The sequence below is a fragment of the Panacagrimonas sp. genome (assembly GCF_965216805.1).
Classification (GTDB): Bacteria; Pseudomonadota; Gammaproteobacteria; order Nevskiales; family Nevskiaceae; genus Panacagrimonas.
The window spans coordinates 954,076-978,427 of the sequence record NZ_CBDCGN010000003.1 but is presented as its reverse complement, the minus strand read 5'-3'; the positions used below and the strand labels follow the sequence as shown (position 1 = coordinate 978,427).

Annotated in this window: 18 protein-coding genes; 8 read left to right on the top strand and 10 right to left on the bottom strand. The window is 66.3% G+C overall.

Annotated elements, in window-relative coordinates; genetic code table 11:
• Positions 1-60 precede the first annotated feature (60 nt).
• The 6 genes from ACOOHP_RS17530 to ACOOHP_RS17505 all read left to right on the top strand — a co-directional run bounded on the left by ACOOHP_RS17530 (position 61) and on the right by ACOOHP_RS17505 (position 10,109).
• The gene (locus tag ACOOHP_RS17530) at positions 61-3,696 is read left to right on the top strand and encodes a beta strand repeat-containing protein (protein WP_420467778.1); all 3,636 of its coding nucleotides are present in this window, start codon (positions 61-63) and stop codon (positions 3,694-3,696) included.
• Between the two features lie 292 nt (positions 3,697-3,988).
• Positions 3,989-4,807: a bifunctional DNA-formamidopyrimidine glycosylase/DNA-(apurinic or apyrimidinic site) lyase gene (gene mutM / locus ACOOHP_RS17525; RefSeq protein ID WP_420467777.1), complete on the top strand. Its 819-nt coding sequence runs from the start codon at positions 3,989-3,991 to the stop codon at positions 4,805-4,807.
• Positions 4,808-4,879: 72 nt separating this feature from the next.
• The gene (locus ACOOHP_RS17520; protein ID WP_420467776.1) at positions 4,880-6,199 is read left to right on the top strand and encodes an NADH:flavin oxidoreductase/NADH oxidase family protein; all 1,320 of its coding nucleotides are present in this window, start codon (positions 4,880-4,882) and stop codon (positions 6,197-6,199) included.
• A complete protein-coding gene (gene purT / locus ACOOHP_RS17515) occupies positions 6,192-7,445 on the top strand; it encodes a formate-dependent phosphoribosylglycinamide formyltransferase (protein WP_420467775.1) in 1,254 nt (417 codons plus the stop codon). The genes ACOOHP_RS17520 and purT overlap by 8 nt, the downstream gene beginning before the upstream one ends.
• Positions 7,446-7,783: 338 nt before the next feature.
• The gene (gene typA, locus ACOOHP_RS17510; RefSeq protein ID WP_420467774.1) at positions 7,784-9,619 is read left to right on the top strand and encodes a translational GTPase TypA; all 1,836 of its coding nucleotides are present in this window, start codon (positions 7,784-7,786) and stop codon (positions 9,617-9,619) included.
• 166 nt (positions 9,620-9,785) lie between these two features.
• The gene (locus tag ACOOHP_RS17505; RefSeq protein ID WP_420467773.1) at positions 9,786-10,109 is read left to right on the top strand and encodes a hypothetical protein; all 324 of its coding nucleotides are present in this window, start codon (positions 9,786-9,788) and stop codon (positions 10,107-10,109) included.
• Here the strand turns inward: ACOOHP_RS17505 and ACOOHP_RS17500 are convergent.
• From ACOOHP_RS17500 to ACOOHP_RS17485, 4 genes are all read right to left on the bottom strand, one after another.
• Positions 10,097-11,143, bottom strand: coding sequence for a glycosyltransferase (locus ACOOHP_RS17500; protein ID WP_420467772.1), 1,047 nt, complete (start codon positions 11,141-11,143; stop codon positions 10,097-10,099). The genes ACOOHP_RS17505 and ACOOHP_RS17500 overlap by 13 nt on opposite strands.
• Positions 11,144-11,146: 3 nt before the next feature.
• Positions 11,147-12,331: a class I adenylate-forming enzyme family protein gene (locus ACOOHP_RS17495; RefSeq protein WP_420467771.1), complete on the bottom strand. Its 1,185-nt coding sequence runs from the start codon at positions 12,329-12,331 to the stop codon at positions 11,147-11,149.
• Positions 12,332-12,413: 82 nt separating this feature from the next.
• Positions 12,414-13,010: a TetR/AcrR family transcriptional regulator gene (locus ACOOHP_RS17490; RefSeq protein WP_420467770.1), complete on the bottom strand. Its 597-nt coding sequence runs from the start codon at positions 13,008-13,010 to the stop codon at positions 12,414-12,416.
• Between the two features lie 178 nt (positions 13,011-13,188).
• On the bottom strand, positions 13,189-14,667 hold the full coding sequence (locus ACOOHP_RS17485; protein WP_420467769.1) for a DUF3336 domain-containing protein: 1,479 nt from the start codon (positions 14,665-14,667) through the stop codon (positions 13,189-13,191).
• A 114-nt stretch (positions 14,668-14,781) separates the two neighbouring features.
• Here ACOOHP_RS17485 and ACOOHP_RS17480 point away from each other — a divergent pair, with 114 nt between their 5' ends.
• Complete coding sequence (locus tag ACOOHP_RS17480) at positions 14,782-15,270, top strand: DUF456 domain-containing protein (RefSeq protein WP_420467768.1); 489 nt, start codon at positions 14,782-14,784, stop codon at positions 15,268-15,270.
• 13 nt (positions 15,271-15,283) lie between these two features.
• Here the strand turns inward: ACOOHP_RS17480 and ACOOHP_RS17475 are convergent, their stop codons facing one another.
• Entirely contained in the window at positions 15,284-16,987 is a 1,704-nt protein-coding gene (locus ACOOHP_RS17475; RefSeq protein ID WP_420467767.1) for a LysM peptidoglycan-binding domain-containing protein, read from the bottom strand.
• Between the two features lie 178 nt (positions 16,988-17,165).
• Here ACOOHP_RS17475 and pip point away from each other — a divergent pair, with 178 nt between their 5' ends.
• The gene (gene pip, locus ACOOHP_RS17470; protein WP_420467766.1) at positions 17,166-18,113 is read left to right on the top strand and encodes a prolyl aminopeptidase; all 948 of its coding nucleotides are present in this window, start codon (positions 17,166-17,168) and stop codon (positions 18,111-18,113) included.
• 40 nt (positions 18,114-18,153) lie between these two features.
• Here the strand turns inward: pip and ACOOHP_RS17465 are convergent, their stop codons facing one another.
• The 5 genes from ACOOHP_RS17465 to ACOOHP_RS17445 all read right to left on the bottom strand — a co-directional run bounded on the left by ACOOHP_RS17465 (position 18,154) and on the right by ACOOHP_RS17445 (position 24,321).
• Entirely contained in the window at positions 18,154-18,468 is a 315-nt protein-coding gene (locus tag ACOOHP_RS17465) for a hypothetical protein (protein WP_420467765.1), read from the bottom strand.
• Between the two features lie 100 nt (positions 18,469-18,568).
• The gene (locus tag ACOOHP_RS17460) at positions 18,569-19,135 is read right to left on the bottom strand and encodes an NnrU family protein (protein ID WP_420467764.1); all 567 of its coding nucleotides are present in this window, start codon (positions 19,133-19,135) and stop codon (positions 18,569-18,571) included.
• A 254-nt stretch (positions 19,136-19,389) separates the two neighbouring features.
• The gene (locus ACOOHP_RS17455; RefSeq protein ID WP_420467763.1) at positions 19,390-21,144 is read right to left on the bottom strand and encodes an FAD-dependent monooxygenase; all 1,755 of its coding nucleotides are present in this window, start codon (positions 21,142-21,144) and stop codon (positions 19,390-19,392) included.
• Entirely contained in the window at positions 21,131-22,975 is a 1,845-nt protein-coding gene (locus tag ACOOHP_RS17450) for an FAD-dependent monooxygenase (RefSeq protein WP_420467762.1), read from the bottom strand. Before ACOOHP_RS17450 ends, ACOOHP_RS17455 begins: the two co-directional genes overlap by 14 nt.
• 233 nt (positions 22,976-23,208) lie before the next feature.
• Entirely contained in the window at positions 23,209-24,321 is a 1,113-nt protein-coding gene (locus tag ACOOHP_RS17445; RefSeq protein ID WP_420467761.1) for a Rieske 2Fe-2S domain-containing protein, read from the bottom strand.
• Between the last annotated feature and the right edge of the window lie 31 nt (positions 24,322-24,352).

Sequence of the window (24,352 nt, the reverse complement as noted above, 5' to 3'; positions counted from 1 at the left end):
GCGTGACCGGTCCGGCCACCCGAGCTTCATTCATCATCCTCACCCAGGGAGAGACCCGACGTGAAATCCTCAACCTTACCGCAGCGTCTGGCGGCAGCCGCCGCTGCATTGGCTTTGTCCGCACCAGCGCTGGCAACCGACTACGTCGTCACCACCGTTGCAGACACGGTCGCAGTCGACGGCGAAATCAGCCTGCGCGAAGCGATTCAGGCGGCCAGTACCAACATGGCCGCCGGTGATGCGCCGGCCGGCGAACTCGAAGGCGACACCATCACCTTCGGCCCCGGCGTGGCGTCCATTACCCTGACCTCGCCCCTGCCGGCCATCACCGACGACGTCAGCATTACGGGTGACGTCACCATTGACGGCAACGGCGGTGCAATCCTGTCAGTCAGCTCGCCGTCTGCGACGGGCGTGGTGATCGAGGGCCTGACCCTGACCGGCGGCAGCGCCGCCAGCGGCAGTGCGATCAGCATCGGCGCGGACACCACCGTGACACTGGACTCGGTGACGGTGACCGGCAATGTCGGCACCGGCGGTGGTATGACCAACGGCGGCGCGGTCGAGAGCCTCGGCGCGCTGACCATCGTGGACTCCACGTTCAGCAACAATGCTGCGACCACCATGTCCGGCAGCGGCGGCGCCATCATCCACGGCGGCACCACATTGTCGATCTCGGGCAGCATGTTCACCGGCAATACGGCGGCTCGCGCCGGCGGCGCCATCGAAATCTTCGGTGCGACCGCTGCGACCACGGTGTCCGGCTCCACGTTCAGCAATAACGACGTAGCCGTCGCCGCAGTGGCCAACGGCGTTCCAGGCAATGGCGGCGCCATCCACATCACCAATGCCAGCAACATCACCGTTACCGACAGCAGCTTCAGCGAAAACTCTGCAGTGGAAGGCGGCGCGCTGTGGAACGGCGGCGGCGTCATGACCATCACCGGCGGGGATATCTCCGGCAACACCGCCATCGGCGGTGCAGCTGATGCGGGCGCCATGGCCCAGGGCGGCGGCGGCATCTTCAGCGATGCAGCCGGAGGATCGGTGGTGATCACCGGCACGCTCATCGACGGTAACGACGCCGGTGTCTTCAATATGGACGACACCCCGGCCACGGGCAGCGTCGCCTCCGGCGGCGGCATCTTCATGAACGAAGGCACCATTCTTGAAGCGACCGACGTCATTCTTCGCGACAACCGCGCCAACCGCGCCGGCGGCGGAATCGAGACCCGCGCTGGTTCGACCGCGACGCTGACCAACGTCACCCTCGGCGGCGATACGCCGGCTGACGGCAACATCGCCAACACCATCGGCGGCGGCGGCGGTGGCAACGGCGGCGGCATGCACATCACCGGCAACGGCAATGCCGAGATCATCGACTCCACGGTGCGCAACAACGTGGCCGCGACCGAGGGCGGCGGCTTGTGGAACGGCGGCGGAACCATGACAGTCACCGATACCGTGGTGGCCAACAATGCCGCGAATGGCAATGCGGCAGACGACGGCGGCGGCGGATTGTTCAACAACGGCGGCACGCTCATCGTCGTAGGCGGCTCGGTCACCGGCAACGCGGCGCTGGGTACCGCGGGTTCGGGCGGCGGCATCTTCAACAACGGCATGACGAACAACGACGCCGCGTTGACCGTGACCGGCACCATGATCGCCAACAACATCTCCAATCGCGCTGGCGGCGGCATCGAGGCCCTGATCGGCATCACCACACTCACCGACGTGACCTTGCAGAACAACGGCACCGGCGTCGGCACGGGCGCGGTGGCGGCACCCGGCAACGGCGGCGGTCTGCACATCACCGGCCCCGGCGGCACAGTCACCGTCAACGGCGGATTGATCGACGGCAATGCTGCGGCCCAGGAAGGCGGCGGCTTGTGGAATGCCACCGGCACCATGACTGTGCAGCCCAGCGACACGGGCGGCACCGTGATCTCCGACAACGTGGCGCAGGGCGATGCCGCGGACGACGGCGGCGGCGGTATCTTCAACAATGGCGGCACCTTGGTCGTCGAAGGCGCCACCATCAACAACAACGCGGCCAATGGCGACTCCGGTTCCGGCGGCGGCGTGATGAACCTCAACGGCCCGGCGGTGACCATCACCGACTCGGTGATCAACAACAACACGGCGTCACGTGCGGGAGGGGGTTACGAGGACGTGTCGTCCATGGCTGCCACCGTGGTGAACTTCGATGCGGTCACCATGGACAGCAACATCACCGGCAACACGCCGGGCAATGGCGGCGGCGTGCACATCACCGGCGGCCAGACCGTGATGACGATGGCGAACTCCACGGTCTCCAACAACGAGGCGCAGAACGAGGGCGGCGGCCTGTGGGTGTTCGGTGGCTCCACGTTGAACCTCGCCAACTCCACCGTGTTCGGCAACGTCACCAACCTCACTGGCGGCGGCGGCGTGCTGATCCGTCCGGCCGGTATCGTCAATGCCACCAACGCCACCATCGCCGGCAACGTGGCGAACACGGCCGGCGGTGGCGTGCAACTGGCCGATGCCACCTCGGTGTTCAACGCAACCAATACGCTGATCGCGCAAAACAGCGGCGCCACCGATGCCCAGCTGTCCGGCATGGTCTCGGCGGGTGACAACAATCTGATCGCCGACATGGGCGGAGTGGCCACGATGCTGGCCGACAACGGCGGCCCGACGCTGACCCTGGCGCTGTCGGCCGGCAGTGCGGCGGTCGATGCCGGTGACAACGCGGCCTGTGCGGCGGCGCCGATCAACAACCTCGATCAGCGCGGCCAACCGCGTCCGGTCGATGGCGATGCTGACGGCAACATGGACTGCGATATCGGTGCGTTCGAGTTTGCGGGCCGTCCGATGATCGGGCTGGTCGGCAATGGCGATGCTGGCGTGCTGGTCAACGTCAACGCCGGCGACCAGGACGTGGAGGCGCTGGCGTTCTCGCTGACCAACAGCGCGGACGAAACCGTCACCCTGGATGGCTTCAGCGGCACCCTCAGCGGTAGCGGCGACTTCGGTGCCGATGTGTTCGGCGCGCAGTTGGTGCTGGACGCCAACGGCAACGGCGAGATCGACACCGGCGAGATGGCCGTGGCCGGTGCCAACGTGACCATCGACGGTGCCGGCAAGGGCCTGGGCGGCACCTTCACGGTGACGTTCGGCACGCCGGTGAACTTTGCTGTCGGGCAGACGCGCAGCTACATCCTGTCGGTGGACTTCGCCGCCGACTTGGCGCTCAACCAGGCGCCGACCGGCGCCATGTCACCTGGCGCCGCATTGTTGGCCGCGGGCGGCGGCGGCCTGCTGCTGCTCGGCATGGTCGGCGGATTGAGTTCGCGCCAGCGCTTCATGCTGGTCATGGCCGCGGCGGTGCTGAGCCTGGGCCTGGCCGGCTGTAACGGCGACGACGGCGACCCGGGTCCGGCGGGGCCTGCCGGCCCTCCGGGTGAACCGGGACCACAGGGTCCGCAAGGCCCCGCTGGTCCGCAAGGCCCGACAGGACCGCAGGGTCCGACCGGCCCGCAAGGTCCGCAGGGCCCGCAGGGTCCGGCCGGTCCCGGTGGAGCTGGCACCCAGTCCTACCAGTTCCAGCTGACCGCGGTCGATGCCACCGGTGACGACACCGGCGAACAGGTCCTGCCCAGTGGCATGGCCACGGTGTCCGGCCCGACCCTGCTGGTGACCGAGCAACCCTGAACGATCTGAGGTCGTTTGCAGTACGAGCCCCCGGCTATGCCGGGGGCTTTTTGTTAGGTTCGCCGTCCCCGGCATCGCTGCGCAGAAACGGGCTCAAAAGTCAGCTGCGGGTGGGCTCGTGTGCCAAGTAGCCCGGGCGAAGCCCGAGGGTTGTGTCGGTCGTTAGATGGTGCAACCCCGGTACGGTGCTACGCGAGTTCGTCCGCACGCCGCCCATCCGCGTGGGAAATTTGCGGAGGCCCAACGGCTGCCGCACTGGACGCGCGGCCGAAGGCCGCCGAGCATGCGCGCCATGCCCGAACTTCCCGAAGTCGAAACCGTCCGCCGCGGCATCGAGCCGCATGTCGTCGGTCGCCGACTGACTGCCGTGCAGGTGCGCGACCGGCGCCTGCGCTGGCCGATACCAGCGGATCTCGAACCGCGCCTGCAGGGACGGCGCATCGATCAGGTACAGCGCCGTGCCAAGTATCTGCTGCTGCTGCTGGACAACGGCGACCGCCTGCTGCTGCACCTGGGCATGTCGGGCCGGCTGTGGGTGCTGGACCGGCACACGCCGACGGTGAAGCACGATCACGTCGATCTCGAACTCGACAGCGGACAGTTGCTGCGCTTTCACGATCCGCGCCGCTTCGGCGCCGTCCTGCTGTGGGCTGCCAACGAGCCCGATCACCTGCTGCTGCGTCATCTCGGGCCGGAACCGTTCGATCCCGCCTTCAACGGCGATTATCTCTACAGCTTGTCGCGCGGGCGCACCGCGGCGGTCAAGAACTTCATCATGGACGGACAGGTCGTCGTCGGTGCCGGCAACATCTACGCCGCCGAGGCGCTGTTTCGCTGCCGTATTCGCCCCGGCCGCGCGGCCGGCAGGGTCACCCGCGCCGAGTACACAGGGCTGGCCGCACGCATCCGCGAGGTGCTCGAGGCCGCCATCGTGCAAGGCGGCACCACCTTGAAAGATTTTGCAGGGGCCAACGGCGAATCCGGATACTTCCAGCAGGACCTCTACGTCTATGGCCGCCAGGGGCTGCCCTGCCGGCATTGTCAAACCCTGATCCGTCGCGTCGTGATCGGCCAACGCGCAAGCTGCTACTGCCCGGCATGTCAGCGTTGAGCCGGCTGCATTGATGGGCTCCGAAGGCTTGCGCATACTGACCAGCTTGCTCCCGGCTGCCCGAAGCGCTCGATGACCTCTGTTCTGCAACAAGTGCTGCCCCTGCCCTGCGGCGCGGTGCTGCCCAACCGCCTGTGCAAGGCGGCGATGACCGAAGGCATTGCCGACGCGCACCTGCGCGCCACCTCGCGCCACGAAACCCTGTACCGGCGCTGGAGCGAAGGCGGCGCAGGTCTGCTGCTGACCGGCAACGTGCAGGTGGACCGGCGTGTACTGGAACGGCCCGCCAACGTCGCCATCGACCGGACCGATGAGCTGACCACCAATGCCGAGGCGCGGGCACGACTGTCGCGCTGGGCCCGGGCCGGCACCGTCGGCGGCAATCACCTGTGGATGCAGATCAATCATGCAGGCCGGCAGTCGCCGCGTTATGTCACCCGGACGCCGCTGGCACCCTCGGCCGAGCAGCTCGGAATCCTGGGCAATTTCGGCAAGCCGCGCGCGCTGACCGAGGACGAAATCCTGGACCTGGTCCAGCGCTTTGCCCATGTGGCGTCGGTGGCGCGCGAAACCGGCTTCACCGGGGTGCAGATTCACGCCGCGCACGGGTATTTGCTTAGTTCGTTCCTGTCCGGCGTCACCAACCGACGCACCGATGCCTGGGGCGGCGCGCTGGAGAACCGTGCACGCATGTTGCTGGAAACCGTGCGCGCAACCCGCAAGGCGGTGGGCGCGGACTTTCCGCTGAGCATCAAGCTCAATTCCGACGACTTCCGCAAGAACGGCTTTTCCAACGAGGACTGCATCCAGTTGGTGCAGTGGCTCAATCACGAGTCGGTGGACCTGCTGGAAATCTCCGGCGGCAACTACGAACAGCCCGCCCTGCTCGGTCACCAGGGCGATGCCACCACCGCGGCGCCCTTGCGCGAAAGCACGCGCAAACGCGAAGCCTACTTTCTCGACTACGCCGAGCGTATCCGCGCCGTTGCGCAGATGCCGATGATGGTCACCGGTGGCTTTCGCAGTCGCGAGGGCATGGAAGCCGCCTTGTCCGACAACGCCTGCGATGCGATCGGCATCGCCCGCCCGATGTGTACCCATACCGACGCCGCGGGGACCCTGCTGCGCGGCGAAATCCAGGATCTGCCGGCGTTCGAGCACACCCTCAAGATCAGCCAGAAGGGCCTGTTTTCGCCCACCTCAAGCGTGATGCTGTTCAAGATGCTCAACATCTTCGGCTCGCAGGGCTGGTACTACCTGAATCTGTTCCGTCTCGCCGACGGCCTGGGCCCCGACCTGCGCCGTGGCCCGCTATCGGCTTTCTTTGGTTACATCGCCAGCGAGTACGCGGCGGCATTTCGCCTGCATCGCGCAAGGAAAAAACATGTCTGAGCTGCCGCGGTCCCCGGCCATCAAGATTTCCACCACCACCCTGGGCACGCCGCTGTCGCATAACGCGGTGTGCGTGCTCATGCTGGGTGCCGGCGAGCTGGGCAAGGAGGTGGTGATCGAACTGCAGCGCCTGGGCGTCGAGACGGTAGCGGTGGATCGTTATGCCCACGCGCCCGCGATGCAGGTGGCGCATCGCAGTCACGTCATCAATATGCTCGACGGCGCCGAATTGCGCCGCGTGGTCGAGGAAGAGGGTCCGACGCTGATCGTGCCGGAGATCGAGGCCATTCACACGCCCACGCTGCTCGAACTGGAGAAGGAAGGGTTTGTGGTGGTGCCCACCGCGCGCGCCGCACGGCTGACCATGGATCGCGAGGGCATACGCCGACTCGCCGCGGAGGAACTGGGTCTGCCCACCTCGCCGTACCGCTTCGCGGAAACCGAAGAGGAGTACCGCGCGGCCATCGAAGTCGTCGGTCTGCCATGCGTGGTCAAACCGGTGATGTCCAGTTCCGGCAAGGGCCAGAGCACGGTCAAGACCACGGCAGACATTCAGAAGGCCTGGGATTACGCGCAGGCCGGCGGTCGGGCGGGACGCGGCAAGGTGATCGTGGAAGGCTTCATCGACTTCGATTACGAGATCACCCTGCTCACCGTGCGGCACTGGCCGGGACCTCCGGGCATGAACGAGGAGTTCGGCACCCGCACCACGTTCTGTGCGCCCGTCGGCCACGTGCAGATCGACGGCGACTATCGCGAGTCCTGGCAACCGCACCCGATGTCCCAAACGGCGCTCGCTCGCTCGCAGGAGATCGCCGACAAGATCACCCGTGCGCTCGGCGGACGCGGCCTGTTCGGCGTGGAGCTGTTCGTCAAAGGCGACGAGGTGATCTTCAGCGAAGTCTCTCCTCGCCCGCACGACACCGGTCTGGTGACCTTGATCTCGCAGGACTTGAGCGAGTTCGCACTGCATGTTCGCGCGATCCTGGGCCTGCCGATCCCCAATGTCCGCGCGCGCGGGCCGTTCGCGGCCTCCTGCGCCATCCTCTGCACGGGCGATCAGGTGGCACCCGCCTTCAGGGGCGCCAACGATGCCCTGGCCGAACCCGACACCATGCTGCGCCTGTTCGGCAAACCCGAGATCGTCGGCAAACGACGCATGGGCGTGGCACTGGCGTTGGGCGACAGCCTGGAGATCGCCCGCGCCAAAGCGCGGCGCGCCGCGGCAGCCATTCGGCTGCTCTGAAGACGCTGGAAGCGCGCGGCATCGACGCGCGAACTCCGGCCGATGCCGGAGCTGCCCGACCTGACCGTCTACCTCGAATGCCTGGAGGCGGGCGCGCTCGGGCGGGTGCTGCACTTCGCGGGCGGGCACCGCGCCGTCATCCATCTGAATCGCGATTTTTGCACGACAGCTGGCCGAAGACCCTGGACGAAGCCTGACCCCGAAAGCGGCGACGACGCGCCCGCGAGGCGCTTCCGCAAAAGAAACCGAAGAGGGTTCGCAGCGTCCAAAGCAGTGAAGTTTCACGGGAACCCGCGTAAACTCCGCGACCTTTTGTCCAGGCCGCCGCGGCCGTTCCCATGATCCAGAATCTTCGCAACATCGCCATCATCGCTCACGTCGACCACGGCAAGACCACCTTGGTCGACAAGCTTCTGCGTCAATCCGGCACCCTGGACAAGCGCGAGGAACTGGGCGAAAGAATCATGGATTCCAACGACCTGGAGCGCGAGCGCGGCATCACCATCCTGGCCAAGAACACCGCGCTGCGCTGGATGGACGAGCGCACCGACACCCAGTACCGCATCAACATCGTCGATACCCCGGGGCATGCCGACTTTGGCGGCGAAGTCGAGCGCGTGCTGTCGATGGTCGACTCGGTGCTGCTGCTGGTGGACTCGGTGGACGGGCCGATGCCGCAGACCCGCTTCGTGACGCAGAAGGCGTTTGCGATGGGCCTGAACCCGATCGTCGTTCTCAACAAGATCGACCGCGACGGCGCGCGTGCCGACTGGGTGGTGGATCAGGTCTTCGATCTGTTCGACAAACTGGGCGCCAACAACACGCAGCTGGACTTTCCCTTCATCTACGCCAGCGGGCTGATGGGTTACGCGGGCGATTCGCCCGACATCCGCGAGGGCAACATGGACCCGCTGTTCCGCGCCATCGTCGACAAGGTGCCGGCGCCGGGGGTGGAAGTGGATGGCCCGTTCCAGATGCAGATCACCTCGCTGGCCTACTCCAGCTATGTCGGCGTCATCGGCACCGGTCGCATCAAGCGCGGCAGCATCAAGCCCAACTCACCGGTATCGGTGGTGGCGCGCGACGGCAAGGTCCGCCAGGGCCGCGTGCTGCAGGTGCTGGGCTTCATGGGCCTGGACAAGGTCGAAGTGGCCGAAGCCCATGCCGGCGACATCGTCGCCATCACCGGTATCGACGAGCTGGGCATTTCCGAGACCGTCTGCGATCCGAAGAATCCGGAACAGCTCGCCACCCTGCAGGTGGACGAGCCGACCATGAGCATGATGTTCGAGGTCAACAAGTCGCCGTTCGCGGGCAAGGAAGGCAAGTTTGTCACCAGCCGCCAGATCGCCGAGCGCCTGCAGCGCGAACTCAAGACCAACGTGGCGCTGCGGGTGGAGCCCGGCGATGCGCCCGATCAGTTGCGGGTCTCCGGTCGCGGTCTGCTGCACTTGGGCATCCTGCTGGAGAACATGCGCCGCGAGGGCTACGAGATCGCGGTGGCACGCCCGCAGGTGATCCTGAAGGAAATCGACGGCGCGATCTGCGAACCCTACGAATCGCTGATCGCCGACGTGGAGGAGCGTCATCAGGGCGGCGCCATCCAGGGTCTGGCCGAGCGCGGCGGCAAGATGCTGGACATGGTGCCCGACGGCCGCGGCCGCGTGCGCCTGAGCTACATGATTCCCTCGCGCGGGCTGATCGGTTTCCAGACCGAGTTCATGTCCATGACCTCGGGCACCGGCCTGCTGTTCCACAATTTCGACCACTTCGGGCCGAAGTCCGAAAACAGCGAGATCGGCCAGCGCCACAACGGCGTGATGATCTCCAATGACCAGGGCGACGCCCCGGCCTACGCGATCTTCAACCTGCAGGAACGCGGCAAGATGATGCTGGAGCCCGGCCAGTCGATCTACGAAGGCCAGATCGTCGGCATCCATTCGCGCGATAACGATCTGGTGGTCAACGCGCTGCGCGGCAAGAAACTGACCAATATGCGCGCGTCCGGCTCGGACGAGAATGTGCTGCTGGTGCCGCCGGTGAAGTTCTCGCTGGAACAGGCGCTGGAATTCATCAATGACGACGAGCTGGTGGAACTGACCCCCGCCGCCATCCGCGTCCGCAAGAAATTCCTCAAGGAACACGAGCGCAAGCGCGCCGATCGCGCCGACTGACCTGTGCCCGGGCACCGGGCGCTCGCATCGGCGGAGCGCGTGGACATGCCGTCGCGAAAGCCGGTCATTCGGGTCTGCGCACAACGCTTGCGCCCGGTTCAGCTCGGTTCAGAGCGAATTCATCCCTCGCTCCATAGATTCGCGCCACTGTCTCAGGAGCGCATCCATGAAGCTCAAGCTGCTGGCCGCTGCAACGGTCCTCGGATTGTCGGCGCTGGGCGGCACCGCCCAAGCCGGGGGCATCGACGTCCACATCGGGCTGGGGCACCCCGGGGTGGTGTACTACGACTCTGCCCCGCGCTACTACTACTCGCCGCGCCCAGTGTACCGGTATTACGACCGCCGCCCGGTGGTGCGCCACTACTACCATCCGCGCGAGTATCGTCGTGCCTACCGCCACCGTCACGATTGGCACGGTCATCGCGGCCATGACCGGCATTACCGGCATGACCGACGCGACCATCATCGCCGCCACCGCTACCGCGACTGAACGCTCCGCCCCGCCGGCAGCACACGCTCCAGCGGCAATCTGAGTCCGAGCAGCAGCAGCCGGGCCAAGGCCCGCGAGAGCCGCCTGCCGCCGGCTCCGTGCAACCGAGGCTCGGCATGATCGGTAAACCAGCGCAGCGTGCCTGAGTCCACGGGGCGCCCGGTCAGAAGATCCAACGCCAGCCAGGGCTGCCAGGCGTTCGCCCTCAGACTCCTACCGATACGCTCGACCAAGCCGGGCTGCCGCGACAGCGCCTGCAATAGTTGACGCCGCGCCAGACGCACGAACGGCCGCAGGTCGAGGGCATGCGTCGTCGACTGTTCGCGATAAACGCCGACCGCCTGCTGCAGAAAATCCTCCAACCCGATCTGGTGCATCCAGGTCATCAGGGCCATCAGCGCGTAACGAGGCGCCAGCCCCTCGGTCTCGAAGCGACGCGCCGAAGTCCCGAGCACTCCCGGCAACAGCAGCCAGCGACCGCGACGAAAGATCTCGGCGGCCATCTTCTGGTCTTCGAAGAACGGCAATCGAGTGTCGAATCCGCCCAGTTCGCGAAAGAAATCGGCGCTCAGCAACAGGCCTTGGTCGCCGTTGATGGTGCCGGGCCGGCCGCTGCGGCTCTTGGCCTCCATGTACCGGTAGGCGCTGTCGCCGCCCGCCTGCTGCCTTCTGAAGGCGAGCGCAAAGTGCCCGGCAATGCAACCGCCATGTCGTCGGCGCGCCGCTTCCAGTGACTGCAGTGCCTGTTCGAGCTGGCATCGATGCATCAGATGGCTGTCGACGTGCAGAAACAGCAAGTTCTCCGCAATGGCGGCCGCGGCACCGGCATTCATCTGCGCACCGCGTCCGCGAGGCGCCTGCACCCAGAGCGCGCGCTCACTGCGCTCGACGATCTCGCGGGAGCGGTCGCGCGAGCCGCCGTCGGCGATCACGATCTGCAGCGGCAGGCTCTGGCTAGCCAGTTCGTCCAGCAGCCGGGGCAGCTCGTCGGCTTCGTCAAGCACCGGCACCACCACGCTGAGATCGGCGTGCAAGGCTCAGGATTCCGGCGGTTCCGGCGTTCCGAGTAAATGAAAAAATCCCGCGGCATCGTATTCGGCGCGTTCGCCCGGATGGAAACGGCCCTTACGGCAGACCCGATGCCAGGCCTCGGCCGAGTCGTAGTAGCCGGCGCACAGCCCCTCGCCGGCCAGACTGAGCTCGCCAGGCTCGCCGGGTCCGCAAAGGCGACCGTCTGCGCGTCGAATCTGCGCATCCACGTGCGACATCGGCAAGCCCACGCTGCGCTGTGCTACGGGCCGATCATCGTCGGACAAGGCAAACACGTTGGGACCGCACTCGGCCCTCACGTAAGCCGCCTTGATGGTCACGCCGCGCCGGAGATATCGCTGCCGTAGCGGCTGCGAACAACTCGTGCCCAGCGAAAACGCATGCCGCACGGCCTGCAGCGGACAGTCGGCAAACTCCGCGTGGTCGGCCAGTTCGGCATAGGCCGGCGCGTCCAGCGCCCATGCGGTCACCCCCAGCCGTTCGGTCGCGTGAAGGTATTCTTCGGCTTCGAACCGGGCCGGCAGCACCACCCGCCCGCCCACGGCGAGCAAGGGCATGGCCAGAAGGTGGATCGAGGCCTCCGCGCACGGCAAGACCTGCAAGGCACAGTCCTCAGGCCCCAGTCCCCAGGTCATTGCGGTGACGCGGGCGTTGGCCAGCGCCTGGCGATAAGGGATCAGCACCGCATGCGGCTCGTCGCTGGCTGGCCCCCTGGTGAACAGGATGGACTGGATGCTTTCCGGGGAAAGCTCCACCGGGCCGGGCCGCCGACGGCTGGAATACCCCAGCCATTCGCGATACTCCTCCAGGTCCACCCGCGGGCAACTGAAAGCCTGGGCCGCCAGGGTCTCGTGTCGCAGATCCGAAATCACCAGACTGGCGCCGATGGTCCTGGCCACGGCACCGAGCCGCGCCGCCGGCCACTGCGGATCGAAAGGCACGTGGATGAAACCGATCTTGGCCGCGGCGAACATCAGATCGAAATGTGCCAGATGATTGCCGGCCAGCAGGCCCACCCGGTCCCCAAATCCGATGCCCAGGCTCGCCAACTGATTGGCCAGGCCGTTGGCGCGTTCGTTGAGGTCGCGATAGGTCAACCAGCGACCGTTGGACCACACGGCCGGCCGTTCGGGCGTCAATTCTGCCCCCCAGGCAGCGAGATCGAATTGCATGGTCGACATCGGAGATGGCGCGAGGATCGCCACCTTACCGCAAGCAGCTGCTGCGACGCCGAGCGGCCGCAGCCGCGCGTTTCTACCGTGTGGGCTCCTGGGACCGCGACGCGAGCAGGCGGCCGACCAGCGCTTCGATGCTCGCTCGCGCTGGCACTGCCGATTGGCCGCCACCCGCGGATTTCATGCCCATCGCCTGACCGATCCCGAGCAGCGCCCAGGCCAGCACCTCGGTGGTGGCCACGGCCGGCCCGTCGTGCCGGTCACGGGTCGCCAGTGCGCCGCCAAAGTCCCGCGCCACGCGCTCGTGAAATTCCCGAAACACCGATACGTCGACGAACTGTGCTTCCTGAACGATGCGGTACAACCCCGCGTCTGCACAGACGAAATCCACGAAAACCTGCATCGCCGCCTGGGCAGCACGCGCCGGTTCGGCCGCGAGTGCGGCCTGCATGTGCTCCTGCAGTTTGTGCCCGATGTCACGCACCAGGGTCACGAAAATCTCTTCCTTGGTCCGGAAGTACAGATAGAAGGTGCCCTGCCCGACGCCGGCTCGCGATGTCACCGAGCTGACCGAGGCGACGTGGAACCCGCGGACTGCGAACTCTTCTTCGGCCGCGCGCAGGAGGCGCTGTCGCGTCGCCTCGCCGCGTGCGGTCACCGGAACCAGCGGCGCCAACCGGTGGCCCGAGGCTGGACCGCTGTCATGATTGCCATGGGCATTTTGAGTCGGGTGCACAGCGTGGGCATCTAGCATGTTCGGGTGGCCGGTTCTTCCGCGGGATGGACCTTTCCCTAGTTCACGCTGACCGCGACCCAATAGTTCCCTGCGGGCGCCAGCCGGTAAGCGACCGGTTTCAGCGCGCGACGCGACGTACCCGGCTGCGTGGCGTCAGACGATCCGTACGCGCCAGCTTGAGCGTCAAAAGGCAGGATTCGAACGCGCGCGAGATCGCGGTCTGGTTGCGGATGCGCTCGATGCGCGGCCAGGTTGCGCGCTCGCCTTCGCGGATGAACTGAGCCAGTTCGCGTGCGTTCAAGTTGCTGAACATTCTGAGCAATTGCCGCGGCGAATGGCGCGGCAAAATGTTGATGTCGCCGGAATAACGCTGCGCCATGACCGCGTTGAGCTGGTCGGCGACCCGCCGCACCGGCGACCCTTGCAGATGCGTTCGCGCCAGCCGCATGGTGCTGCGTCCCGCGCCCAGCGCCAGCTGGCGCGCCAGCGGCATCAGCCCGCGGGCCTGCTTGGCCTCGTCGACCATGAACGGCACCACGTGCGGGTTGGTCTGGCTGACGATGTAATGGTTGACGTTGTGCAGCCGCGCCAGCCGCAGCATTGGCAGGTCGCTGTAGACGGTGCCGTCGATCCAACGCTTGGACGGCAGATACGGGACCACCTCGCCCTGGAAATCGCGGGCGAGCAGTTGCACCGGCGGGAACACGCCCGGCACCGCGCAGGATGCCAGCACCGCCTGACGCAGCAACACGTTGGGAGCGGTGAGGTAGTTGAGCAGGCGGCCTTGCTGGTGTTCCTCGGCCGCGGACACGGTGACCCCCACGATGCGGCGTGTGCGCTGGAACGCCTCGGTGAAGGTTTCCTCGCCCAGGTTGTGCAACAGACATTGCTGCAACAGGGTTGGGTCCATCAGGCCGCCGCTTTGCAGGGCGCCGCGCAGATTCAGGCGCTGGAACGCGGCAAGATTGAGGTTTTCGGGATCGAACAGCTGCGGCAACTGCGCATCGTCGCGCGTGCCGACCATGCCGCCGATGATGGAGCCGGCACTCGACCCGCTGATGACGCGCGGCAGCAGTCCCTGCTCGGACAGCGCTTTGATCACCCCCAGATGGAACATTCCCAGCGTCGCGCCGCCCGACAGCAGCATCGCGCTGCGCCCGAAGCTGGTCGCGGTGCGCTTGAAGAACACAATCTTCTCGTCGGCCGAAAAGTCCGCGAAATCGCCTGCGCACAGATAATCCAGGCAGCGCACCACCTCGGTCAGGTATTCCTCGATCAGGCGCTTGGTGCCGAAACGCGCAAAAGCATAAAGCGCGGGCGTGGTGATATTGCCGAGGTTGCCGTGCAGACCCTCGTGCAATTCATGGACCAGATGGCGGACCTCGCCAGCCGAGCGCAAGCGCCGCATCTGGGTGAGTCGCTCGCGGATCAGCAGATGATCGTAGTCTTCGCTGGCCTCGTCCTGCTTCCACGCATCGGCGCCTTCGAGGCGATCGAGTTCCTGGGCAATCTCGCGCCACTCCGAGTAAGTCTGGGCATATTCCAGTTCGCGCAGTCGCAACGCGATAGGGTCCCTGAACGAGCGTTTGGCGGGCATCCCGCCAGTGTATGCGATGCCCGGGAGCGGCTTCATGACCGCCGCGCCGCACGCCAAGCGCCTCCGGCAATTCCGTTCAGCGCCGCCGTCCGTGCCATCGACCACAATATGCCGATGGAATGGACCGAACCGCTGATGATCGTGCTGGGCTTTGCCATGGTGCTGGTGGGTCTGGCCGGCGCGCTGTTGCCTGCCTTGCCGGGTCTGCCGTTTGTGTTCGGCGGCTTGTGGACGCTGGCGTTCGTCGGCGATTACGACCGCGTCGGCGGTTTCACCCTGGGTGTGTTGGGCGCACTGCTGGCGGCGGGGCTGGTGCTGGATTTCATCGCCGGCAGCCTGGGCGCCCGCAAACTGGGCGCCAGCCCTCAGGCAGTGGCAGGGGCAACGGTCGGGACCATTGTCGGCATGTTCTTCGGGCTGCCGGGACTGTTGCTGGGCCCGTTCATCGGTGCGGTCGCCGGCGAGCTCAAGGCGCGGCGCCCGATCGCTCAGGCCACCACCTCGGGCATCGGCGCCTGGATCGGCTTGATGCTAGGCATCGTAGCCAAACTGGTCATCGCGCTGATCATGGTGGGCATCTTCGTCTTCGACTATTTCATCTGACGCCGCACCGAGGTCAACCGCTGCCCGCCGGTACTCTGAGCTTTTCACCGGCCCGAATCCGGCTCGATCCGCCCATGCCGTTGGCGCGCCGCAGTTCGGCGATGGTGACGTTGTAGCGCCGCGCGATCGAGGTCAGGGTCTGGCCGGAGCGGATCCGATGCGTGCGGAACTTGGGCGCAGGCACGCGCGCCTTGGACGCCGCCTGCTCGGTGCGCGTCAGACCGGGCTTGCTTTCGCCCATGGCGACGGTGACCGGGCCGGGGCGCCGCTCCAGCTTGGGTGGAACCTTTAGCACCTGGCCGATCCGCAGCAGCGATCTCGACTTCAAGCCGCTCGCCCCGGCGATGGCGCTCTGCGTCACGCCGTAACGGCTGGCCAGCCCGGACAGGGTGTCGCCGCGCCGGACCTTATGCAGCGTGTAGTACATGCGCTGAGTTTCGAAACGCTCGTGAGCGCCCAGCGACGCGTAGGCGACCTCGAAATTCTTGGCCGATCCCGCCGGCACCCGGATCAGATGTCCGGGTGGCACGTACAGACGACCATCCATGACTTCCGGGCGGTAGGCGGGGTTGAGCTTGCGGAACAGCTCGTCGTCAGCGTCGCACAGGCGCTTGAGTGTCTCGTATGGCACGTAGTGGCGGGTTTCGACCACCTCGAATTCCAGCGGAGCGCGGCGCTGAACTTCACCGAAGTGTGCCTTCCAGTTGCGCTCGACATCGGCCGCGGCGAGGAACTCTGCGTAGAAGTTGCGCGACGCGAAGCCGAAACGCCGGTTGGTGTAATGGCGCACCAGATCGGGCAACTCGGTGCCACCGGTCTCGCGCAGGCCGCGCGCAACGCCGCCGCGTCCGTGGTTGTAGGCGGTCAGCGCCAGCGGCCAACTGCCGAGCATGGCGTAGTCGTCGCGCAGGTGGCGCGCGGCCGCATCGGTGCTGGTCCAGGGATCGCGGCGGTCGTCCACCACTTCGTCCAAGCGCATGTAGATGCGCGCGGACGACGGTATGAACTGCCACAAGCCGGCCGCGCCGACCTTGGAGTAGGCCTCCACGTTGAAGCTGGACTCCACCAGCGGCAATCGGGTGAGCCGTAGCGGCAGTTCGTAGGAAGTGAACACATCTTCCATCGCCGGCAGGTACTTGCCGGATATTTCCAGTGCCTGATAGGTGCGCTCGCGCAAGCCGCGCTGCGCGCGCAGATCGTCCGCCGCCTTCAGGAACCGGTCGTCGTCGGCTTTCAGACGGTCGAACATCCGGTAGATGCGCCGCTGCTCGCCACTCAGCGTCTCAGGCGCATGCCGCTTGGCGTGAATCGCCTTCAGCTGCTTGCGTACTGCTGCCCTGGCTTCGGTCTCCTCGGCGTTCTTCAGCTTGCGCAGCGACGCCGGGTCCATGTGCGTGGCCTGGCCGCGAAAATCCAGCACCTCGAACACCAGATCCAGATGCGTCATCGAGTGGATCACGCTCTGATGTTCGGAGTACTCGCCGAACACGCGCGTCCAGAACTTCACATTGGGTTCGAGCAGCGAGTAGCGCGGAAACAGGTGCTGGTCGTCGACGCCGTCGAGTTTGCTGCTCCAGGGGGTTGCCGTCGCGGCAACGGGAACCGGCGCTGGAGACGCGCCGCCAGCGCCGCTGGTCGCCTGCACCGCCGATGCGAGGCTCCAGCCCATCAACGACACCCACACCCGAACGCCACGTCGTTGCAATTCCCACCCCATCGTCAACTCCGGATTGCGGCTCGAGAATGCGGCTCACCGCTGCGACTGCCGCGAGCTTCGATGCTAGCGCGCACGCCACTCGCCTTCAACGCAATACGCGACGACCGGCGACGGAAAATTGGTCAGTCGGCGAACGCATGCGGCACCATGCCGACACGTCTGACCTCAACCGCCGGCAATGCCCTACCCCCATACCGAGCCCTACCGCACGCATCGCCTGCGCGTCGACACCCTGCACGAGCTTTACATCGAGGAATGCGGCAATCCCGAGGGCATCCCTGCCCTGTACATCCACGGCGGTCCGGGCGGAGGCGTGGAACCCTGGCACCGCCAGTTCTTCGACCCCGCGCGATATCGCATCGTGCTGTTCGACCAGCGCGGCTGCGGCCGCTCGACTCCGCACGCCGAACTGCGCGGCAATACCACCTGGGATCTGGTGGCGGACATCGAGCGGGTCCGCGAACACCTGGGGGTGGCGTCGTGGCTGTTGTTCGGCGGCTCCTGGGGTTCGACCCTGGCGCTGGCCTATGCGCAGACACATCCCGAGCGTGCCCGTGCCCTGGTATTGCGAGGCATTTTCTTACTGCGCAAACAGGAAGTGGACTGGTTCTATCAGGAGGGTGCGAGCTGGCTGTTCCCCGACGCCTGGGAGCATTTCCTGGAGCCGATTCCCGCGGCCGAACGCGGCGATCTGCTGGCCGCCTACCACCGGCGCCTGACCGGCCCCGATGCCGCGATCCGGCTGCAGGCGGCGCGTGCATGGAGCATCTGGGAGGGTTCCACCAGCAAGCTGCGGCCGGCTCCGGATTTGCTGTTGCGCTTCGGCGAAGCACGGTTTGCCGAGGCCTTTGCCCGCATCGAATGCCATTACTTCGTCAACCGCGGCTTCTTCGAATCCGACGGCTGGCTGATCGAGAATGTCCATCGCATCCGCCACATACCGGCAGTGATCGTGCACGGCCGCTATGACGTGGTGTGCCCGCTGAAATCCGCCTGGGAGTTGCACCGCGCGTGGCCCGAAGCGGAGTTCTCGGTCGTCGCCGACGCCGGCCATGCGGCCAGCGAAGCGGGCATCCTGCAGCGACTGATGGCGGCAACCGACGGTTTCGCCAGCAGCCTGGCGTGAAGTTCAGCGGCCCGGCGCACGCAATGCGCCGGCCACAGACTCAGAACAGGCGACTGAAGAACCCGCCTTCTTTCTTCTCGCCACCTTCGCCGACCACTTCGACTTCGGCCATGTCTTCGTAGACCACGCGCGCGTTATCGCCGTAAAGCGCCTTGTTGGTGATCTTGGTCACGACAAAGGTATGCACCGCATCTTTACGCGTCTTGATACGTACCTCGTCGCCCTTGTCGACGCCCGCGATGATGGACTCGGTGCTGCTGGCATCGATCACTTCGTTGGAAGCGCAACCGGCAGCCGTCACCAGGCCGAGGGCGAGAACAGCAGAGCAGGCAAACCGCCAGACGGACGCAGACATCGAAAAATCTCCTAACTCATGAGCCAAAGGCATCGGTAGGTTGTGGAAGATACCATCGCGGCGGCCGACGACCCAGCCGCTACCGATCTCATCGACGCGCTCAGCCGTGCGTCATCACCGGAATGCCGGCGATCCAGGGATGCGCAAACAGGAGCAGCGCCGCAACCACCAGGCCCGCGGCTGCGCTCAGCAGGCTCTTGAGCATCCCCACGCGTGGCGGCTTGCGCCGCGCGCCCTCGCGACGGTTGATCACGATCACTTCCGCCACCGCCCAGGCCAGCAGGCCGCCAAACAGGATGATCGAACGCACCTCGCCATTGGCCAGCAGGTGCGCAACCGCCCACAGCTTGACCCCGGTCAACTGGGGGTGACGGATGAGCTGCTTGATGTCGGTTGGCATGCGGGCACTGAGAAACAGAACCACCGCGATCGGCACCAGGAGCAAGGTCAGATGGCGCATACCCGCTGGCGGCACCCATAACGAGGACACCCCCGCGTCGCGCCAGCCTGCCACGATCATGACCAGCGCGAGCACCAGCACCAGCGAGAACGCCAGTTTGTAGGGCACCAAGCCGAGGCCGGCTACCAGTCGGGCGCGCACCTGCGGCGTCAGCGCGATCGACAGGTGGGCCAGGGACCACAACAACACACCGGCAACGAGCAGCATGGGGTTCTCCTGTGCGCTGGTTCGGAACAAGACTTCGTGGCCTCCGAGCATAACGGCCGCCGGCCGCCGGGGCGACCGCCGCGGCGCGCAAGCAAGCAGGCAGAGGTGGGCCGTGCCCGCCGTCAGACTTATCGATGGAGCGCGGGCTGTCGGACGGTAGTGCTCCGTCCCACCCCGGCGGCCACGGGCCGCCCTGCGGTTGGCGCGCTGTTTCTCGTGTAGGGCTGCTGCCGAGTCGCCGCAGCCGGCCGGAGTTACTTGGCCAGAATTGCAGCCAGGGCGGCGCTCAGCACGCTCGCCGGATCGGAAACTGCGCCTGGGCTGCGCCAGCCCACATGCACGTCCGGACGCACCAGGATGGCGCCGTCGTCGCCGATCTGGCGCACCTGCGCCCAACGTCCGTCGAGGTCGGCCGCGGCGTCGAGCGCGATCACCTCGACGCGGACGCCGTGCCGTTGCGCTGCCTGCGCCGCGGCGTCCTGCCACTGCGCGTGGTTCGCGCCGGTGATCAGCACGAAACGGCCGCGGCCGCACAGATCATGAGTGGACACGCGCCGGGCGTCGTGGCGGACCCAGGCGTGCGGCAGGCGATGCCCCGGCCGCGTGCTCGGCACATGCACATCGCCCATCGCCGCGCGCGGCGGTGCCGGAGTGCCGTCGGCGACGATGGCCGCGCTCGCATAGGAAAAGCCGATCTCGATGTCGTGCGCCTGGAATTCGGTGCGCTGCGTGTTGAGCACCTCGTGCATGCGCGCACGCGCGGTGTCGCCTTCCCAGCCTTCGGCCAGCAGGGTCATGAAGGCGGCGAGATTGGCTTCGGCCGGCGCGCCCGGAATCATGCCGAAGCCAGGTTCGATGATGAAGTGATTCATGAAGGTGAACAGCGCCCACTTGGTGTTGCGCTCGGCCACCGGACGGCGCTCGGCCTCGTAGGTCTTGAGCAGGTCCAGGCCGGCCTGCTCGTTGACCACCGCGGCGATCTTCCAGGCCAGGTTGTGCGCGTCCTGGATGCCGGAATTGAGACCCAGGCCGGTGGTGGGCGGATGCCGGTGCGCGGCATCGCCGATCACCCACACGCGATCACGGCCGTAGTGATTGGCCAGCACGCATTCGACGATCCAGTGGCTGACCTTGTGTACCTTGATGTCGACGTCCGGCGTCTTCAGCAATTGCTTGATGCGCGGCGCGATGTCGTCCTCGTTGAAGTTGGGATCGCCGGGCTGGAACGCAAAATGAAACACCCATTCTTCGGAGCGGCGGTCGAAGTGCGTCGGCCCCATCGCCACCATGGCGCCGCTGCCCCAGGCGCCGCTGGCCGGATTGCTGAACCAGCGGATCAGCGGCGAGTCGTCGTCGATGTACTTCGAAAAATCTGCGCTCAGGTGGGTGGCCACCATGTCCACCATGTTGGTGGGCCCTTGCAGTTCGATGCCCAGCGGCGGACCCACCGTGCGATGGCGATCGGAGCCAATCAACACCTGCGAGCGCACGGTGAACTCCTCGCCGCTGTCCAGGTTCTTCACCACCGAGGTCACGCCACTGGCGTCCTGTTCGTAGCGCAGCAGCTCGTGGCTGAAGCGCACGGTCGCCAGCGGTTGCTTCTCGGCGAACTCGCGCAGCACCGGCTCCAGCCGGATCAGCGGCAGATTGCCGGAACGGGTGGGACTGTCGGCCTCGTACGCCGCCTGCAGCCTGCCGCCGCCGAAGGCGTCCATCTTGTAGAGCGTCTTGCCGTCGACCGGGCCGTCGCCGCCCAGCGAGGTCATCCACGCCACGCAACCCATGTTCTCGAATGGTGTGCCTTGGGCGTAGATGGTGTCGGCGATGCCGTGCTCGCGCAGGATCTCCATGCTGCGCTGGTTGAGGTAGTGCGCCTTGGGCAGATGCGAGGTGGTGTGGTGTCGCTCCACCAGCATGGACTGCACGCCCAGCGCCGACAGGAAGATCGACAGCGACAGGCCGGAGCCACCGCCACCGCAGATCAGAACCGGGATTTCAAGCGTTTGCATGTGGGTTTACCGAGCAATGTAAGGGACTCCGGCCGAGCAGCCGGGCGAAAACCTGTTGCAGCGTCGCCAGTGGATCGCCGCTGATGCCGGGTGAGCGCCACGCCACCATCGCGTCGGGGCGGACCAGAATGGCGCCGTCATCGGCCACCCCTTTGAGCGCGTTCCAGGCGTGATCGGTATCTACCGCATCGCCGTCCGGCGCGATGCGTACGACGCGCAGGCCGCAGTCCAGATCGCGCTTGAGCCTGGCGGCGGCATCGCACCAGGCCTGGCCCCGGACGCCGGTGACAAGCACGAAATCCGCGCTGTTGCCGATCAGGTCGTGCGTAGAACGGCGACGGCCATCCGCCTCCAGCCAGGCGTGCGGCAAGCGATGCCCGGGCCGCGTGGTCGGGAAATAGTTCGAGCCCCAGGGGTCGCGTGACGGTGTCGGCGTGCCGTCCGGAATCAGCGCGCCTTGCTCGTAGACGAAGCCGAGTTCGACGTCGTGATCAAACATCTCGACGCGATGGGTACTGAAGACTTCCTGCATCCGCGCACGTCGCATGCGGCCGTCCGGGGTGTCGGCGAACAGCCCGGAGATCTCGTTGTCTTCGTCCGGCTGACCCACCGCTTCGTAGACATTGGCCGGATGGATCGCAAAGATCGACGCGGCGCTGAGCAGATGATTCCAGTAACTCGACAGCGCCCAGGCCACGTTGAACGAGCCGACCGGCCGACGCTCCAGCTCGTAGCTTTCCAGCAAGCTCGAAGCTGCGTGACCACGGGTGACCAGGGCCAGCTTCCACGCCAGGTTGTGCGCGTCCTGAATGCCGGTGTTGAGGCCCAGCCCCGATGCCGGCGGATGCCGATGCACCGCGTCGCCGGCCAGCAGCACGCGACCGAACTGATATTTCCGGGCCAGCACCGCCTCGATCATCCAGTGGCTGATCCGGTGCACGGATATGCCCAGGTCCGGCAGCTTGAGCAGTTCGCGAATCTGCTGCGTGACCATCGCCTCGTCGAAGTGCGAAGGATCGTCCGGCGCCACCATGAAATGGAAGATCCACTCCCGACTGTGCCGGCCCCAACGCGCGTCGTCGCCGCCGGCGGGAACCAGTGCACCGCTGGCCAAGGGGCCGCGCCGCGTGGGGTGTATGAAGAAATGCAGCATCACCCGATCATCGAGCAGCACCTTGGACAGGTCGGCGCTGAAATGCACAGTGACGTTCTTCGCCAGACCCGAGGGCCCGACCATCGGGTTGCCCAGCGCCTTACCGAGCGTGCGGCCACCGTCGGCGCCGATCAAGTACCGCGCGCGGACCTGGCGCTGGTCGCCCGACTGCACATCACGGAGGGTCGCCGTCACGCCGTCGGCGTCCTGCTCGAAGTGGATCAGTTCGGTGCCGAAGCGCAGGCGGCCCGGCGCGCGCTGTTCGACGTGACGCCGGAAGATCGGCTCCGAACGGATCAGCGGCAGATTGGCACTGCGGCAGGCGCTGTCGCGGTCGTAGATCGCGCGCTGGGAATCGCCGGTGCCGCCGATACCGTCCATCTCGTAGATCACCTTGCGATCATGCGGACCATCGCCGCCGAGCGTGGTCAGCCACATCGCCCGCGACATGTTGTGCGGCGGTGTGCCCAGCGCATAGATGTCTTCGGCCACGCCATGCTGGCGCAGAATCTCCATGCTGCGCTGGTTGAGGTAATGCGCCTTGGGCAGATTGGCGAGCGCCGTGTTGCGCTCCACGGTGAGGAAATCGACACCCAGGTCGGCCAGGAAGATCGACAGATTGAGGCCGCAGCCGCCGGCACCGACGACGAGCACATCGTGTTCGAGCAATGCGGACATCAGCGCGGTCGTCCTGGCAGGTCGCGCGGTGTCGGGGGTTCGAGACCGGCGTGACAGGGGCTGAAATCCTCGTCGCGCCTGCCGGCGCTGAACTCCGGCGCGGACGGCGTGACTCCGATGCGTTTGCGCAGCGTCTGGCCGGCCGCGGCTATGGGTTCAAGTATTCGCATGTGTAGGCATCACAGTTGGGGTGTCGATGTCGTGTGCGGTGGCCCAGCGCGATCAGGCGCCGCTCATACGATGGGCAGAATCGGGTTGCAGGTATCGGCCACGCGATGACGCAGCTCGCCCAGCGCCGCGTTCTGCGGCCGCGGTTCAAGGTTGTCGCTGACCAGCCGCGCCAGCAGCTTGCGCGCGCGCTGCGCGGCCACGTCGGACGCAAACATCACCGGGTCGGCCTCTTCGAAACTGCGGCTGCCGAGCATGCGCTGCTGGCCTTCGATGACGATCTGATCCTGACCTTCGAACGCGCCCTTGATCACCTGGCGCCACAGTTCGCCGGCGGCGGGATCGTCCTGCTTGTAGCCGCGCGTGATGCCCCAGAAGTAATACGTGCTGGTCGCATCCTTCGGCGTGAGGATGTCGGTGCCGTAGATCCATGCGCCCTGCGTGCGCGGATGGCCGGGATGGGTGATGCCCACGTCGAGCAGCATGTGCGCGGGCGCATCCCAGCGCATGTACGCCCAGTGGTCGACCGGCGCGCCGAGCTCGTGGCCTTCGAAGATCATGTGGAACGCCGGCATGGCGTCGCAGTTGGGCGCCCAGCGATTGGCGTAGATGGTGGTGCCCTGTTCGATGGTCTGCAGCTTGCTCGCGGTGTAGCCGGCGCTGGAGAGCAGGCCCTCGTGCACGAACTCCGAGTGCGCAAGGTCGAGCAGGTTGTCGGTGATCAGCTCGTAGTGCGCCTTCATCTCGATGACGCCGCCGACAAAGGCCAGCTCCGGATCTTCATGGCAACTGAAGTCGGGGATCGTCGCAGGATCGGCCTTTTCGGCATCGCCGAACCACAGCCAGATCAGCTTGTGCTTCTCCACCAGCGGCCGGCTTGGCACCGCCATACGCGGCGGGATCATGCCGTCGCCATGCGGATTCAGAACGCACTGGCCGCTACCGTCGAAACGCAGGCCGTGGTAGGGACACTGCACCGTGTCGCCGACCAGCTTGCCCATGTGCAGCGGCGCAAAGCGGTGCGCGCAGGCGTTGCCGATGGCGGCTGCCTCGCCGCTTTCCTTGCGATAGAGCACGATGGGTTGTTCGAGCACGGTGCGTTCGAGCAGATCGCGGGTGACTTCATTCGACCATGCGGCCACGTACCAGGCGTTGCGCAGATAAGGCGTCTTGCTCATGGCGTTTGCTCTCGTGATGCGCGGATGGGTG

What these genes read in the sequence shown, in the direction of transcription:
- mutM (WP_420467777.1), top strand. Translation starts at nt 3,989, where the DNA reads ATGCCCGAACTTCCCGAAGTCGAAACCGTCCGCCGCGGCATCGAGCCG.
- ACOOHP_RS17520 (WP_420467776.1), top strand. Translation starts at nt 4,880, where the DNA reads ATGACCTCTGTTCTGCAACAAGTGCTGCCCCTGCCCTGCGGCGCGGTG.
- purT (WP_420467775.1), top strand. Translation starts at nt 6,192, where the DNA reads ATGTCTGAGCTGCCGCGGTCCCCGGCCATCAAGATTTCCACCACCACC.
- typA (WP_420467774.1), top strand. Translation starts at nt 7,784, where the DNA reads ATGATCCAGAATCTTCGCAACATCGCCATCATCGCTCACGTCGACCAC.
- ACOOHP_RS17505 (WP_420467773.1), top strand. Translation starts at nt 9,786, where the DNA reads ATGAAGCTCAAGCTGCTGGCCGCTGCAACGGTCCTCGGATTGTCGGCG.
- ACOOHP_RS17495 (WP_420467771.1), bottom strand. Translation starts at nt 12,331, where the DNA reads ATGCAATTCGATCTCGCTGCCTGGGGGGCAGAATTGACGCCCGAACGG.
- ACOOHP_RS17485 (WP_420467769.1), bottom strand. Translation starts at nt 14,667, where the DNA reads ATGCCCGCCAAACGCTCGTTCAGGGACCCTATCGCGTTGCGACTGCGC.
- ACOOHP_RS17480 (WP_420467768.1), top strand. Translation starts at nt 14,782, where the DNA reads ATGGAATGGACCGAACCGCTGATGATCGTGCTGGGCTTTGCCATGGTG.
- ACOOHP_RS17475 (WP_420467767.1), bottom strand. Translation starts at nt 16,987, where the DNA reads ATGGGGTGGGAATTGCAACGACGTGGCGTTCGGGTGTGGGTGTCGTTG.
- pip (WP_420467766.1), top strand. Translation starts at nt 17,166, where the DNA reads ATGCCCTACCCCCATACCGAGCCCTACCGCACGCATCGCCTGCGCGTC.
- ACOOHP_RS17465 (WP_420467765.1), bottom strand. Translation starts at nt 18,468, where the DNA reads ATGTCTGCGTCCGTCTGGCGGTTTGCCTGCTCTGCTGTTCTCGCCCTC.
- ACOOHP_RS17460 (WP_420467764.1), bottom strand. Translation starts at nt 19,135, where the DNA reads ATGCTGCTCGTTGCCGGTGTGTTGTTGTGGTCCCTGGCCCACCTGTCG.
- ACOOHP_RS17455 (WP_420467763.1), bottom strand. Translation starts at nt 21,144, where the DNA reads ATGCAAACGCTTGAAATCCCGGTTCTGATCTGCGGTGGCGGTGGCTCC.
- ACOOHP_RS17450 (WP_420467762.1), bottom strand. Translation starts at nt 22,975, where the DNA reads ATGTCCGCATTGCTCGAACACGATGTGCTCGTCGTCGGTGCCGGCGGC.
- ACOOHP_RS17445 (WP_420467761.1), bottom strand. Translation starts at nt 24,321, where the DNA reads ATGAGCAAGACGCCTTATCTGCGCAACGCCTGGTACGTGGCCGCATGG.